This window comes from Pseudoalteromonas sp. NZS100 (genome assembly GCF_015864815.1).
GTDB lineage: Bacteria > Pseudomonadota > Gammaproteobacteria > Enterobacterales > Alteromonadaceae > Pseudoalteromonas > Pseudoalteromonas distincta.
Window position 1 is genome coordinate 271,920 of the sequence record NZ_JADYWM010000003.1, and the last position, 15,439, is coordinate 287,358.

A 15,439-nucleotide genomic window follows, 5' to 3' on the forward strand; every position below is an offset into this window, starting at 1 on the left:
TCATTAACCTTGTTCAATTAAATATTCTAGCAGTGCTTTATATGCGTATACACCGCGCGAGCGAGGACAATACTCTACAGGTACTTTTTGTGCAAAGCTTGCATCTCTAAATTTGGTATCCACCGGTATCACACCTGGCCAAACTTTATCACCATATGTACTTTGCAATGTTTTGTATGCTTCTAACGATGCTTTGGTACGTTTGTCGTACATGGTAGGAATTATAGTATATTGATAATCTTTTGCTTGAGAGGATTGCATCAAATCCATAGTACGCATCATTCTATCAAGCCCTTTGAGTGCTAAAAACTCCGTTTGCACTGGCACTAAAATTCGCTCACTTGCTGCAAGCGCATTGACCATTAACACCCCTAAAACTGGAGGGCAATCTAAAATGGCATAATCGTAATGTTCGCTAATTTTTGCAAGCGCTTTTTTTAGTATTAACCCCATCCCTGTTTTATTACCCATACTTCGATCAAGTGTAGCTATTGCCATAGTCGCAGGTAAAATATCCAGGTTTTGAAGTGTTGATGGACATAAAGCTTGGAGTATCTCTTCACTTTGCATACTTGTACCACGGGCAAAAATATCGTACACACTGACTTCTAAATCCTCTGAATCAATGCCAAAGTAATAAGTGAGTGACGCATGAGGGTCTGTATCTATAAGCAATACACGTTTACCTTGTAATGCCAAAATACCGGCAAGGCTCACTGCGGTTGTTGTTTTACCAACCCCTCCTTTTTGATTAGCGACAGTCCAAATCTTCACATTACATCCTAATTACTGTTCATTGCGCGTTGTTATGCGAATACCGCCATGAGGCAAACGAATTATTTTTATTGTATCGTCATCTGAAGGAAGTTCAATTTCAGGTTCAATCACTGCAGGCTCATCAGCTTGCCCGTCACTTTTAACCTCTTGTTTTGGCGGTAATCCATACTTAGAAAGTGCGATAACAACTTTACGATTTTCTGCGCGCCCTTGTTCTGTATCGTTACTTGCAAAAGGTGAATATTGGCCATAACCTTCTATCGCCATTCTAGCTGAATTAATGCCTAGTGCTTCCAGCTCTACTAAAATTGACGTGGCTCTAGCTACCGACAGTTCCCAGTTCGAACGAAATATCTCATTACGAATACTTTCATCATCAGTATAACCTCGTACTCTTACATAGTTATCTACTGGTGCAATAATATCTTTAACAATCTTGACGACCTGTTTTGCTCGAGAGTGTGCAACTGAACTACCACTTGAAAATAACATACTTGAGCTTAGCTCTATAATCAGCCAATCTTGGTTAAGCTCTAAACTGGCTTCTCCATCACGGATTTCATCAATAAGCGCTGACTGTAATTTAATTAGTAAACTATCAAGAGGTTTGCCTAAATACTTTTGCTGGATGTTGCTTGTATCACTTTGGCCGTCGAGTAGCTCAGGACCTTGCTCTTCTTTTAATATACTTTCGCCATAAAGAACTTCTTGTTCAGGTGTCACTCTATCTGTCAATATTCCATTACCGTTGACACCTTCACCTTGCTGGGAGTATTGGCGAGCTGACTTATCAAAAACCTGTTCAAGGGAATCTGACAATATTTGGAATTGTTCTTCTTTATTAATCGCTATCGCATACAGAACCACAAAAAAAGCAAACATAATAGTCATGTAATCGGCATACGATACAAGCCAACGTTCGGTATGTTGACTTTTAGCAGCAGAGTGACGAAGTCGTCGGCGTAACATGTTATTCGTCCACTAAATTAGGGCGCTCTACACGATAGGCTTCAAGCTTTAATTCTATATTTACTGGGCTTTCACCTATGCTTATTGCAATAACGCCTTCAGCAAGCATTTCATGGTAAAGCATTTTTTGCTCTACACGCTGTTTTAACTTATTTGCCATAGGTAAAAACAATAAATTAGCTAAACCAACACCATAAATGGTCGCAATAAATGCCGTTGCAACGCCGGCGCCAAGCATTTGTGGATCGGTAATAAACGACATTGCCTGTATTAAGCCAAGCACCGCACCTAAAATACCAATGGTAGGGCTGTAACCCCCCATTGCTTCATAAACACGCGCGGCTTCAAGCAAACGATCACGCTCTAGCAGTAAATCAATTTCAAGCGTGTCACGTAGTTTTTGCTCTGAGCAACCATCGACAAGTAAGCTTAAACCTTTTGCTGCATACGCATCTGGGTGAGCTAAAGCTTCATTCTCAAGCGCTAAGTAACCTTCTTGACGTGCTTTATGAGACCATCGTTTAACTTGCTCTATTGCGTCTTCAATATCGTATTGTGGTGCAACAAAAACCCACGAGCTCATATTTAGCATCTTTTTGAATGTGCTAGCAGAGGTTTGCAACATAACAGCGCCAAGCGTGCCACCTAGTACAATAATAAGCGCAGGGCCATTAAATAAAGCTGAAACAACACCGCCTTCTAAAGAATAACCTAGACCTATTGCACTGAGTGCTACCAATAGTCCAAATATTGAGAGTTTATCCACAACCTACCTCTCTCATTATACGCGCTGCAACATCGCTCAATGCTAAGCTTTCACTTGAAAGCCCCGCATTAGCAATTGCTTGGGGCATTCCATAAACGACACAGCTTTTCTCATCCTGTGCCCAAATAGTTGCCCCCGTTTGTTTTAACATTCTTGCACCATCACGACCATCAGCGCCCATACCTGTTAAAACAATAGCAAGTACATCGCCTTGATACGTTTTAGCTGCACTAGCAAACGTTACATCTACGCTTGGTTTATAACTTATTCTCTCGCTATGATCTTCAAATACGCGCAGCGTTCTATTAGCTCCACGCCCCTCTACCATCATCTGCTGCCCGCCAGGCGCTAAATAAGCAGTTCCTGGTTGTAAGCGATCGCCCTGTTGTGCTTCTTTCACTTTTATTTGGCACAAACCATTTAAGCGCGCTGCAAACGCGGGTGTAAATGCAGCTGGCATGTGCTGAATAAGTAAAATAGGGTGAGGAAAATTAGCAGGCAATTGAGTCAATATAGTTTGCAAAGCAACAGGACCACCTGTAGAAGTACCAATAGCTAAAAGTTGATATTGTTTTCCACTTGCTCGCATTGAGGCAACATTTGAACTTGTCGATGCAGCAGGCGCAGCTCTTTGAAAGCTTCTATCAGGCTGCTTGATTTGAGTTGTTGATGTGCTTGCTCTTTGCGAAAGTGAACTTGTTGGTTTAGTTGAAATGGATGGTTTAACTGGTGTTGCCGCTCTAAATGTTCGCGGTAAACGTCTTCGCCCTATATCTTTTACTTTACTTTGCAAAAGCTTAATTGCATCTTCATTATTGCGTGCAATATCTTCAAATTTTTTCGGTAAAAAATCCATTGCGCCAGCATCTAACGCATCAAACGTTGCTGTTGCACCATCACGTGTAAGTGATGAAAACATTAAGATAGGAGTTGGGTTACTCGCCATTATCTCTTTAACTGCGCTAATACCATCAAGCACAGGCATTTCGACATCCATGGTGATCATGTCAGGACGCAATTGAGCTGCTTTCTCAACAGCCTCTCTGCCATTAACAGCAAAGCCTATAACTTGTATATCGCTATCTTGCTCAAGGATTTCGCTTACTCTACGGCGAAAAAAGCTTGAATCATCAACAACTAAAACTTTAACGGCCATTTAGCTCTCTTATTAAATTTATGCGTAGGTATATATTAAATATATACCTACTTTATTATTAGCCTGCGTAATGTTTTAACATGTTTGGAACGTCTAAAATCAGTGCAATGCCACCATCCGAAGTTATTGTAGCCCCTGCCATACCTGGCGTTCCTTGAAGTAACGCATCAAGCGGCTTAATCACTACTTCTTCTTGGCCAATTAATGAATCAACAACAAAACCAATTTGTTGCGTACCAATTTGTACAATAACGACGTGACCTTTAGATTTTCGCTGAGAACGATCTGAGCCTTTTACTAACCAATGCTCAAGGTAAAATAACGGTATCGCCTTTTTACGCACAATAATTGTTAATTGCCCATCAACTACATTCGTCTTCGTTAAATCTAAATTAAATATCTCACTAACACCAGCCAGTGGTAACGCAAATGTTTGTGCGCCAACAACGACCATTAATGTCGGTAATATAGCCAAGGTAAGTGGTACTTTTATTTCTAAAATAGTACCAACACCAAGTTCAGACTGAATGCTTACTGAGCCATTAAGTTGCGTGATCTTAGTTTTAACTACGTCCATTCCTACACCACGGCCTGAAATATCAGATATTTCTTCTTTTGTAGAAAAGCCAGGTGCAAAAATCAGGTTATATGCTTCGGTGTCAGAAAGTCGACTCGCTTGGTCATGATCGAGTACGCCTTTACTAATTGCAATTTTTTTCAGTTTCTCAGCATCCATACCTGCACCATCATCTTTGATGGTTAGCAAAATATGGTCGCCCTCTTGAGACGCTGATAAAGTAACATTACCTGTTCTAGACTTACCTGCAGCTTCACGAACAGCGGGCATTTCAATACCATGGTCAACTGAGTTTCTAACTAAATGCACAAGCGGATCGGCAAGTGCTTCAACTAAGTTTTTATCTAGATCGGTTTCTTCACCAATAAGTTTTAAATCAATATCTTTATTTAAGCTACGTGCTAAGTCGCGTACAACGCGAGGGAAGCGACCAAATACTTTCTTAATTGGTTGCATTCGCGTTTGCATAACCGCACCTTGAATATCCGCAGTCACTACATCTAAGTTAGAGATTGCTTTACCCATCGCTTCACTGTCTGAGTTAGTCGCTAAACTAACCAAACGATTTCGTACAAGAACTAACTCACCAACCATATTCATAATTTGATCGAGTCGTTTTGTATCTACGCGAACGGTGGTTTCTGCTGCTGGTGGCGCTGATTTTTTTGGAGCTGCTGCTGGTGGTGCTTTAGCTGCTGGCTTCTCTGGCGCTTTTTCAACTGGTTTTGGAGTAGGAGCTTTAGCTGGCGCAGCTTTTTTTACTGGTTCACTCACTTGTTTAGCTGGCGGTGAAACAGGTTCAGGTTGTTTTGCAGTTGGCGCACTTTCTATCGATTTAGGAGCAGTACCTTTACCATGAAGTTCATCAAGAAGCGCTTCAAATTCGTCATCACTAATTTCATCATCTGATGAATTAACTGCATTAGCCGCTGGTGTAGCTGGTGTAGCTGGTTCTACAGGTGTTTTATTGGCATTATTTTGTTCAGGTTTGCTAGTAACTTCCCCAAAACTGCCAACACCATGTAACTCATCTAATAAGCTGTCAAATTCATCATCAGTAATATCACCATTAAAATCACTACTACTTGCTACTGGTTTTTCAACTGCAGGACCTTGTCCTTTACCGTGCAGCTCATCAAGTAAGCTTTCAAATTCGTCTTCAGTGATTTCATCTATTTCAGCATCGCTAACCGAAGGCGCTCCGCTAAATAGTTCATCAAATGCAAACGGATCTTCATCATCAGCTACTGGTGTATCCACCACTTCATTATGAGGTTGTTCAACCTCTATTTGTGAAGAGGCTTCAGTGGCTTCGGCTTCTGTTGGAGGTAGACCTAAGATATGAAGAGTATGAAGTAATTCAGGATCTGCAGGTTCAGGCTTGTCTCTGTTTTGGATAGTCGCAAACATCTCATTAATGGTGTCTAGTGCTTGTAAAATAACATCCATTAACTCTGAGTTGACTGTTCGCACGCCTTGACGTAGTAAATCAAATACGTTTTCGGCACCGTGACAAGCATCAACAAGTTCTGTCATAGCTAAAAAGCCTGCACCACCTTTTACAGTGTGAAAACCTCTAAATATAGCGTTTAGTAACTCGGTATCTTCTGGATTATTTTCCAGCTCAACTAACTGTTCAGATAAAAGCTCTAGGATTTCTCCAGCCTCTACAAGAAAGTCTTGTAAAATATCTTCATCGACTTCAAACATGCAGTTACTCTCCTCTTAGAAGCCCAAACTTGATAAAAGATCATCAACTTCATCTTGATCAGATACAACATCATTACGCGATTCTTTATCAATAATAGGGCCTTCAGGACCTGCTAAAGTTTGTGTGGCAACTGGTTCTTTTATTTTTTGTTGTTCTACTTTATTCGCGGTGCTGTTACTGTCGTCTTGTTCAGCAAACGCAGTTAAAAGATGAAGTAAACTTTCTTCTACTTCCCTAACAAGTTCAATAACACGGCGAATAACTTGACCTGTTAAGTCTTGATAGTCTTGAGCCATTAATACATTTGTCATTAAGTTTTGAAGCTCATCAGTCTTATGATGAGAGTTGTTCATAAACTTATCGATGCTATGGCAAAGTTGCTTAAACTCACCAAGCTCAATCTCGCGGCTCATTAAACGATCCCATGTCGGTTTGATATGAGATATTTCGTCCGCTAACTGTTGGGCTATAGGAAGACTCGCTTCCACTGCATCCATTGTTTTATTAGCCGCATTTTCTGTCATTTCTATAACATAATTAAGCCGCTTTTTAGCATCTGGAATCGCATCTGTAGTTATGTCACTTAAGCGAGTATCAAGCTCAAAACTTTTAAGAGCTTCGTGCAGTTGACGAGTCAACTTTCCAACTTCAGCAAATAATTCAGACTGCTCTTTAGATGCAGCCTCTAAAATCAACTGATTTGCTTTATCTTGCTCATCATTTTCTAAAAAAACAACGAGCTGACGAGCTTGTTCTAACGTTATTTGAGGCGCAGCTGGTGCTGGCATAAGCCTCTCCCCCATCATTAGCCTAAGCGTTCAAATACTTTTTCTAATTTAGTTTTTAATGTTCCAGCCGTAAATGGCTTAACAATATAACCATTCACGCCAGCTTGCGCTGCAGCTATTATTTGTTCTTTTTTAGCCTCTGCCGTTACCATTAATACAGGGATATGTTTTAACTTCTCGTCTGCACGTATTGCTCTTAAAAGATCAATACCCTGCATTCCAGGCATATTCCAATCCGTAACTACAAAATCAAACACTTGATTTTGCAACATAGGCAAAGCTGTAGACCCATCATCAGCTTCTTGAACGTTAGTGAAACCTAAGTCACGTAACAGGTTTTTTATAATGCGTCTCATCGTTGAAAAATCATCAACTACAAGAATTTTCATGTTTTTATCCAAAACATCCCCCAGTGAGGTATTAACCTTTGTTTACTTACTACTAATTTATCCAGTCATTGATTTTAGCTTTAAGCTTAATCATCGCCTGACCATGTATCTGACTTACACGCGATTCACTTACATCGAGTATATGTCCTATTTCTTTTAAATTCATTTCATCGTTATAGTACAAAGAAAGCACCATTGCATCACGCTCTGGTAATGACTTAATTGCACTTAGCAAAGACTCATTAAACCTATCATTTTTAACATTATTGAAAGGTTTATCTTGTGCTAAATCTTGGCCTACGGGAGTAATAACATCCTCATCTACACCAAGGTCTTCAATGCCTAATATTTTACTCGTATTCGCATCATTTAAAATATGATGGTACTCATTGAGCGAAATTTCAAGTTTTTCAGCAACTTCTATATCCGTTGGTTCGCGGTTCAGACTACTTTCGAGCTCAGTAATTGCTTCTGCAACTTGCCGATTTTTACGATGAACTGAACGAGGAGCCCAATCACCACGGCGCATTTCATCAAGCATAGCACCGCGAATACGAATACCGGCAAAAGTTTCAAAGCTTGCGCCTTTTGTTGCGTCAAAGTTTTTCGAAGCTTCTATTAAACCTATCATTCCTGATTGAATTAAATCATCAAGTTGAACGCTAGGTGGTAATCGAGCAATTAGATGACATGCCACTTTTTTAACAAGTGATGCATGCTTCTCAACAATCACATTTAAATTTTGTGTTGATTGATATCCCATAGCTCTATTCACCACTGTTGTCATAATTAACCGTTTACTAGTTTCTCAATGAAAAACTCTAAATGCCCAGATGGTTGGTTGGGTATTGGCCATTTAACTGCTTTTGTTGCCAGCGTTTTAAACGCAAGAGCGGCTGGCGAATTTGGAAAGAGCTCTACTATTACTTTTTGACGACGTGTTGCTTTGCGCATATTTTCATCATAAGGAACCGTTGCTACTAGCTCCATTGATACATCTAAAAAGCGGTCGGTAACTTTAGATAGCTTTGCAAACAATTCAGTGCCTTCACGCATACTGCGAACCATATTGGCAACAATTTTAAATTTATAAACGCCGTGCTCACGACTTAATACTTTAATAAGTGCGTAAGCGTCGGTGATTGATGTCGGCTCATCGCATACCACAACCATTACATCTTGCGCTGCACGCGAGAAGCTCAGTACCATGTCTGAAATACCAGCAGCTGTATCTACAATTAAAATATCAAATTCGGTATTCAATTCGCTAAACGCACGAATTAGCCCAGCATGCTCAGATGGTGATAATTCAACCATACTTTGCGAACCCGATGTAGCGGGTACAATTTTAATTCCTGCAGGACCTTCAACTAAAATTTCATCAAGCTCACATTCACCAGACAAGACATGTGACAAGTTACGCTCTACACGTAAACCAAGCATCACATCACAGTTTGCTAAACCCAAGTCAGCATCCAGCACTAATACTCGATTACCTTGCTGCCCAAGTGCAATAGCTGTATTTAGAGAAACATTTGTTTTCCCTACTCCACCTTTACCACCGGTTACAGCGATAACTTTTACGCCGTTGTTATTGTTTTGACTCATTTTGCGCAGGCCGCTTGCTTGATCTAATACTGTGTTAATCATACATCCCTACTGTGCTTGGCGCCACTGCTTGGTGCCTTGAATGTTGTGCTTTTGTTCTTTTTAAATATAATTGCTCAGCCTTTTTAACTAGTTTCTCAGCATTTGCAACACGAATATCCTCTGGTACTCGTTGACCATTAGTAAGATACCCTATTGGAAGGCGATTTTGAATCGCAATACTAATAATCTCACCCAAACTTAATGATTCGTCTAACTTAGTGAAAATACAGCCACTTAACTGTACTTTTTTAAAGTGGCGTACAGTTTCTTGCAATACATTAATCTGTGCTGTTGCGCTAAGTACTAAGTAGCTGCGAATATCTACACGTTGGTTACGCATTAACGTGTTTAATTGCTCAGTTAAACGTAAATCTCGCTGGCTCATACCTGCTGTGTCAATTAATACTAGACGTTTATTTCGTAAATGATATAAAACTTCAGCTAATTCATTAGCATCTTTAACTTGCTTCACACCACAACCAATAATACGGCCATATGTTGCAAGTTGTTCATAAGCACCAATTCTGTATGTATCAGTGGTTATTAACGCCACTTTATCGGCACCATATTTTTGTGCGCCTAGAGCTGCAAGCTTAGCAACTGTCGTTGTTTTACCCACACCTGTTGGACCCACTAACGCATATACACCACCTTGGCGAAGTATTTCATTATTGGTTGTTTGCATTTGATCTTCGACCATAGTTAACAATGCTTTCCAACCTTGCTTACGAGACACATCATCAGGTACAAAACATGCCATTTGCTGTGCTACTTCTTTATCAATACCCATACCGACTAAACGGTCAACCATACAAGCGCGTGTTGGATCGCGACGCGCCATATCTTGTTGCATCAAGCCTGATACTTGGTGTTCTAGTAATTGACGAATTGCGTTCATTTCTTCACGCATTGTTGTCATTTCTTCGCTTTCATTATTAGGTGCTTGTTGGCGAGTGGTTACTGGGCTATCTAAATCATCAAAGTCGCGGTCTAAATCATCAAAACCTAAGCTATCCGCTTGAGTTTGTGGACGAACTGGCGCAGCAGCTTCAGGAGCAAACATATTTTTAGTACGCTGCCCCATATCAGGTTCTTGATAGTTATCAGTAGTATCAATACCCGATTGTGAAAACATCGATGCAAGCTCAGGAGAACGAGGACGCGGTGATTGACGCTCTAATAATGCTTGTAGGCTGTCAGCAACTTTTGCTTGAGGCTCAGGCTTGGCACGCTGTGGCTCTGGTTTTACAAAGTTATGCATGCTTTGTTGTGGCGCCTGAGTACGCGGCTCTGCAGGGCGTTGTGGTTGCGCTGCTACTTTAGGGGCTGCTTTGTCATAATCAACTGCCGCCACAATTTCTACACCGTTAGCCAGTTTTTTATTTGACATAATAACCGCATCAACACCTAACTCATCTTTAACTTCTTTAAGTGCTGTGCGCATATCTTTAGCAAAAAAACGTTTAATTTTCATGATTCAACCCCTGTTAAAATCTTATTGTTGGCCTACCGAGCTTACAATTTTGATCTGTCTTTCGTCTGGTACCTCTTGATAAGACATCACTCTCAATCCTGGAATGGTGTACTTAACAAAACGAGATAACACAGTGCGTAACATTCCTGACGTTAGCAATATAGAAGGTTCGCCGGCCATTTCTTGATTTTGATGCGCTTGTGTCAATGACACTTGAAGTCGCTCTGCAAGTCCTGGCTCAATACCGGCACCTTCATCGCCTGCATTTTGTAATGACTGATGCAACATCTGTTCCAACTCAGGCGCCAAGGTTATGACAGGGATTTCTGATGACATTCCCACCGCATCTTGAACAATTAATCTACGCAGTGAAATACGCACTGCAGCCGTTAATACATCAGGGTCTTGACTACGTGGGCCATACTCAACAAGGGTTTGAACAATTGAGCGCATATCGCGAATAGCCACGCCTTCATTTAATAAATTTTGTAGTACTTTTACAATAGCAGTTAATGGCAATACATCAGGTACTAGTCCTTCCACTAAGCGAGGATGGCTTTTAGCAAGCATATCAAGTAGGTTTTGAACTTCTTCATGCCCTAGTAATAACGCTGCACTGTTAGTTAATAACTGGCTAATATGAGTGGCAACTACCGTGGCTGAATCTACAACGGTATAACCTAGTGATTGTGCTTCATCTTTTTGATCTGGCTTGATCCATACTGCATCAAGGCCAAACGCAGGATCTTTTGTTTCAACCCCTTTAATTGGACCAAATACTTGTCCTGGGTTAATCGCTAGCTCGTCGCCATGCTTAAGCTCGCTTTCACCGGTTGAAACCCCCATTAGCGTTATTCTGTAAGCATTAGGGTCAAGCTCTAAGTTGTCGCGTATATGTACCGGCGGTACTAAAAAACCAAGCTCTTGAGAAAGCTTTTTACGTACACCCTTAATACGATTAAGTAGCTCACCACCTTGTGATTGGTCCACTAACGGAATTAATCGATAACCGACTTCTAAGCCAATTACGTCAACCTGTTGAACGTCATCCCAGCCAAGTTCTTTTTGTTCTTGTTTATTAGCAACACCCGTTGCAACGCTTCCGCCATTAGCGGCCTCTTCAGCTTCTGCCGCAGCAGCTTTTAATTTACTTTGCTGTGTGTAGTAAGCTAAGTAACCCAGTAACGCACCTAAACTTAAAAAAGCAATATGCGGCATACCAGGCACTAAGCCCATGATGATCAAAATACCAGATGCAATAAAGAGTGACTTTTCGTTGCCTAGTTGTTTCTTAAATTGGTCCCCCATATTGAGCGACTCATTTTGGCGTGTTACAACAATCGCGGTACCAATTGAAAGCAGTAAAGAAGGGAGTTGAGCAACTAAGCCATCGCCAATGGTAAGTAATGTATATACTTCCATTGCATTGCCAAAACTCAAATTGTGCTGGATCATACCGACAAATAAACCACCAACAATATTGATGATTAATATAACAATACCTGCAATCGCATCACCTTTTACAAATTTACTCGCACCATCCATTGAGCCGTAAAAATCAGCTTCGCGAGTTACTTCCTCGCGGCGGTCACGCGCTTGTTCTGCGCTGATAAAGCCTGCGTTCAAATCGGCGTCAATTGCCATTTGTTTACCCGGCATTGCATCAAGGGTGAAACGCGCAGATACCTCAGAAATACGACCAGCACCTTTAGTAATTACTACAAAGTTAATAATGATCAGGATTAAAAACACAACCAAACCAACAGCGTAGTTACCACCAATAACAACTGAGCCAAACGCTTCAATTACTTTACCGGCAGAATCACCACCATTATGGCCTTCAAGTAACACAACTCGAGTACTGGCAACGTTAAGTGCTAAGCGCATAATTGTAGCGATTAGTAATACAGAGGGGAAAATACCAAATTCAACCGGCTTCATCGTGTAAACAGTTACAAGTAAAACCACTAACGCGAGAGCAATATTAAACGAGAAAAGGATATCGAGTAAAAATGGCGGTAATGGTAAAATCACCATTCCCAAGGCAGCAAGCACAAGCAAAGGTGTACCTACCCCTTTGGCATAGTCTTTTTTGTCTCTGTTAAGTTGTTGTAATACCGCTTTAAAACTCATAATTCTACAATTTCAAAAAATTGACACTACATAGAATTTGCAATAACTATTCCAAGTTACTCAGTTAACGGTTTAATACTTGTAGGCATCGGGGATTGGCAGCTTTTTATTGAGCTTAGTTGGACGTTTTCCGCGCCCTTTATTAAAGCGCTTAAGCTGAAATACATACGCTAAAACTTGCGCTACTGCGGTAAATAGCTGATCGGGTATTTGCTCCCCTACTTCAGCCGTATGGTAAAGCGCTCGGGTCAACATGGGGGATTCTAATATAGGTACTTCATTCCCTATTGCTACTTTTCGAATTTGCATCGCCATTTCATCAATGCCTTTAGCAAGTACTATAGGCGCACCTGCGCGCTCCGTGTCGTATTTTAATGCTACAGAGTAGTGAGTTGGATTGGTAACAATAACATCAGCGTCAGGAACATCTTGCATCATGCGGTTTTGCGACATTTGCCTTTGTGTTTGCCTAATGCGCGCTTTTATTTGCGGGTCACCTTCAGAATTTTTATACTCATCTTTAATTTCTTGCATTGTCATTTTAAGTTGTTTGTTATGGTTGTAACTTTGAAATGGCGCATCAATGGCGGCAATAACAATTAAAGTGCACGAAAGGCCTAAAAACATCCACCCTAAAATTTCTAAGGCATGAATAATATTACCCGGTGCACTTTCTAAACTTAAATGCAGTATTTCATCAAAATAAGTATTAATTAAAAACACTGCAAAACTTGCAACCAAACCAAATTTTAAAAGTGACTTTACAAGCTCAATAGCCGCTTGTGGACCAAACATCCGCTTAAAGCCCTTCATTGGCGACATTTTACTCGCTTTAGGTGCAGCAGCTTCCCAGCTAAAATTAAAACCACCGAGTAACGTATTACCAATAAATGCAGCCAAAACGATAATTAACACAAACATAGCCATAGGAAACATTAACGCGTCTGCAACCTCTCCCCACACGGCAAACATTTTAGTGGTATCAAAGGCTTCGTTGCGGTTTAAGCTAAGGGTTCGGCCCATTACATTGTATAAACCTTTACCAATTTCAGGACCATACATCAAAAGCGATATAGCCGAAAAAATAAGTACAAACATGGTACCTAGCTCTTTTGAGCGTGCTATTTGGCCTTTCTTTTTAGATTCTTCAAGCTTTTTGGATGTCGGTTCTTCTGTTTTTTCTTGTCCTGAGTCTTCAGACATGACTTTCTCCTAAGGTGAGCAACCAACTAAAGTACACATTAGCTCAACCATTTTTAACCATTGAAACTCAAACTGAGTAACAAAGTTACCTAGTGTTGCCCAAATAATAATAAGTCCCGCTACCAAGGTAAACGGAAAACCAATAGAGAAAATATTTAATTGCGGCGCTGCACGTGTCATAATCCCAAACGACATATTAATAACGAGCATTGCGGTAAGCGGTGCAAGTGAGAGCACAAGTGCTGTAGTAAACATCCAGCCGCCCCAAGTCACTATGTCCCAGTAATGATCTACAGACCACCATGTGCCATCAATGGGTAGCACTTGAAAGCTATGCACCACCATTTGAATCATCATTAAATGACCGTTAAAAGCAAAAAATAGCAAGGTGGCCAAAATAAGGAAAAACTGGCCAACCGCTGGGACGCTTGCGCCATTAGAGGGGTCAATAACCGAAGCAAAACCTAAACCGGTTTGCATCGCAAGTATTTGCCCTGCTAACACAAAAGTATTTAATAAAAGTATAGATGCAAAACCAATAGCAACACCAATCAGCATTTGTTGAATAACGACTAAAATCATCTCAAACGAAAATAAATTAGTGAATGTAGCGGGCGGCAGAACAGGAACAACAAGAAAAGTTACAACAACTGATAACCCCATTTTTATACGCGTAGGGACATTTTTAGCACCTAAACCAGCCATAATCATAATCATTGAGCTAATGCGTACCAGGGGCAGCAAAAAATCGCTCAACCATTGAATAACAACTGCAAAGGGGTATTCCACGTTTAACCTGCAATTTCAGGAATAAGTAATACTAGGCGAGTAAAAAAATCCATCAGTTCTTGAGTAAGCCAGTGCCCACCTACAATTAGCGCACTAATGGTAATTAATAAACGAGGTAAAAAGCTCAACGTTTGTTCATTGATTGATGTTGCCGCCTGAAATACAGCAACCACTAAACCAATAATTAGGCCTGGGACTACAATTGCAGACACCAATTTAATAACTAAAAACAGCGCGTCACTCAGAATATCAACAAAAATTTCCGGTTCCATGTTGTACTCCTATTGTTGGGTCATGTTAATGCTTTGCATACTAAGTCCCTAAACCAAAGCTTTTAGCTAGAGTCCCCATCACTAAGCTCCAACCATCAACAAGTACAAACAGCATAATTTTAAACGGTAAGGACACTATCATGGGAGAAAGCATCATCATACCCATCGCCATTAAGACCGAAGCGACCACTAAATCAACAATTAAAAATGGGATAAAAAACATAAACCCAATTATAAATGCCGTTTGCAGTTCGCTGGTTACAAAGGCCGGTATTAACACTATTAATGGCGTATCTTGTGGCGAATTTAACTGATCGTAACCAGCAATTTTAGCAAACGTTTCTAAATCTTTTAAACGCACCTGTGAAAGCATAAATGCTTTCATTGGCTCTTTAGCAAGCTCTAAAGCCTCTACTGATGTAACCTGCTCATTTAAGTAAGGCTCTATAGCTCGCTCGTTTACCTGCTGATAAATAGGCGCCATTATAAAAATACTTAAAAAAAGTGACATACCTAATAACACTTGGTTTGACGGTGTTTGCTGTAAGCCAATTGCTTGGCGCAAAATGGCGAGTACAACAATAATTCGTGTAAAAGAGGTCATCATAATTATGGCGGCCGGTATAAAACTCAGCGCCGTCATAATTGCTAAAACTTGTAACGTTACTGAGTAATCTTGCGTGCCATCAGCGTTTGTTGTAATAGTAAGGGCATCAATTCCTTCTGCACTTACATTTGGTACAAACACCATGGCAAAAATAATAAGCAGCCACTTTGTCATAGGT

The 15,439-nt window shown here is 40.5% G+C and carries 15 protein-coding genes; all 15 read right to left on the reverse strand.

What is annotated here, in order from left to right:
• Window positions 1-3: 3 nt before the first annotated feature.
• Window positions 4-774, reverse strand: a complete 771-nt coding sequence (locus I6E69_RS04665; protein WP_002959298.1) for a ParA family protein — start codon at window positions 772-774, stop codon at window positions 4-6.
• A 12-nt stretch (window positions 775-786) separates the two neighbouring features.
• Entirely contained in the window at window positions 787-1,746 is a 960-nt protein-coding gene (locus I6E69_RS04670) for a flagellar motor protein MotB (protein WP_197120740.1), read from the reverse strand.
• Window position 1,747: 1 nt separating this feature from the next.
• Window positions 1,748-2,512, reverse strand: a complete 765-nt coding sequence (locus tag I6E69_RS04675; RefSeq protein ID WP_024606204.1) for a flagellar motor protein — start codon at window positions 2,510-2,512, stop codon at window positions 1,748-1,750.
• Window positions 2,505-3,668 (reverse strand): chemotaxis response regulator protein-glutamate methylesterase, encoded by a 1,164-nt coding sequence (locus I6E69_RS04680; protein ID WP_182724514.1) that lies wholly within the window; start codon window positions 3,666-3,668, stop codon window positions 2,505-2,507. Before I6E69_RS04680 ends, I6E69_RS04675 begins: the two co-directional genes overlap by 8 nt.
• Before the next feature lie 58 nt (window positions 3,669-3,726).
• A complete protein-coding gene (locus I6E69_RS04685; RefSeq protein ID WP_197120741.1) occupies window positions 3,727-5,955 on the reverse strand; it encodes a chemotaxis protein CheA in 2,229 nt (742 codons plus the stop codon).
• A gap of 15 nt (window positions 5,956-5,970) precedes the next feature.
• A complete protein-coding gene (locus I6E69_RS04690) occupies window positions 5,971-6,744 on the reverse strand; it encodes a protein phosphatase CheZ (protein WP_002959305.1) in 774 nt (257 codons plus the stop codon).
• Between the two features lie 17 nt (window positions 6,745-6,761).
• Window positions 6,762-7,145, reverse strand: coding sequence for a chemotaxis response regulator CheY (gene cheY / locus I6E69_RS04695; protein WP_004588308.1), 384 nt, complete (start codon window positions 7,143-7,145; stop codon window positions 6,762-6,764).
• A 40-nt stretch (window positions 7,146-7,185) separates the two neighbouring features.
• Window positions 7,186-7,896, reverse strand: coding sequence for an RNA polymerase sigma factor FliA (locus I6E69_RS04700; RefSeq protein ID WP_002959310.1), 711 nt, complete (start codon window positions 7,894-7,896; stop codon window positions 7,186-7,188).
• A 26-nt stretch (window positions 7,897-7,922) separates the two neighbouring features.
• Window positions 7,923-8,783 carry a MinD/ParA family protein gene (locus I6E69_RS04705; protein WP_002959312.1) on the reverse strand — a complete coding sequence of 287 codons (861 nt, stop codon included), beginning with the start codon at window positions 8,781-8,783 and terminating at the stop codon, window positions 7,923-7,925.
• The gene (gene flhF / locus I6E69_RS04710) at window positions 8,776-10,257 is read right to left on the reverse strand and encodes a flagellar biosynthesis protein FlhF (protein WP_138488711.1); all 1,482 of its coding nucleotides are present in this window, start codon (window positions 10,255-10,257) and stop codon (window positions 8,776-8,778) included. Before flhF ends, I6E69_RS04705 begins: the two co-directional genes overlap by 8 nt.
• Window positions 10,258-10,278: 21 nt before the next feature.
• Window positions 10,279-12,390, reverse strand: a complete 2,112-nt coding sequence (gene flhA / locus I6E69_RS04715) for a flagellar biosynthesis protein FlhA (protein WP_039484610.1) — start codon at window positions 12,388-12,390, stop codon at window positions 10,279-10,281.
• A 72-nt stretch (window positions 12,391-12,462) separates the two neighbouring features.
• On the reverse strand, window positions 12,463-13,593 hold the full coding sequence (gene flhB, locus I6E69_RS04720; protein WP_024596365.1) for a flagellar biosynthesis protein FlhB: 1,131 nt from the start codon (window positions 13,591-13,593) through the stop codon (window positions 12,463-12,465).
• Window positions 13,594-13,602: 9 nt separating this feature from the next.
• The gene (gene fliR / locus I6E69_RS04725; protein ID WP_024596364.1) at window positions 13,603-14,382 is read right to left on the reverse strand and encodes a flagellar biosynthetic protein FliR; all 780 of its coding nucleotides are present in this window, start codon (window positions 14,380-14,382) and stop codon (window positions 13,603-13,605) included.
• Window positions 14,383-14,384: 2 nt separating this feature from the next.
• Entirely contained in the window at window positions 14,385-14,654 is a 270-nt protein-coding gene (fliQ, locus tag I6E69_RS04730; RefSeq protein WP_002959325.1) for a flagellar biosynthesis protein FliQ, read from the reverse strand.
• A 40-nt stretch (window positions 14,655-14,694) separates the two neighbouring features.
• Window positions 14,695-15,435: a flagellar type III secretion system pore protein FliP gene (gene fliP, locus I6E69_RS04735; RefSeq protein WP_002959327.1), complete on the reverse strand. Its 741-nt coding sequence runs from the start codon at window positions 15,433-15,435 to the stop codon at window positions 14,695-14,697.
• Window positions 15,436-15,439 lie beyond the last annotated feature (4 nt).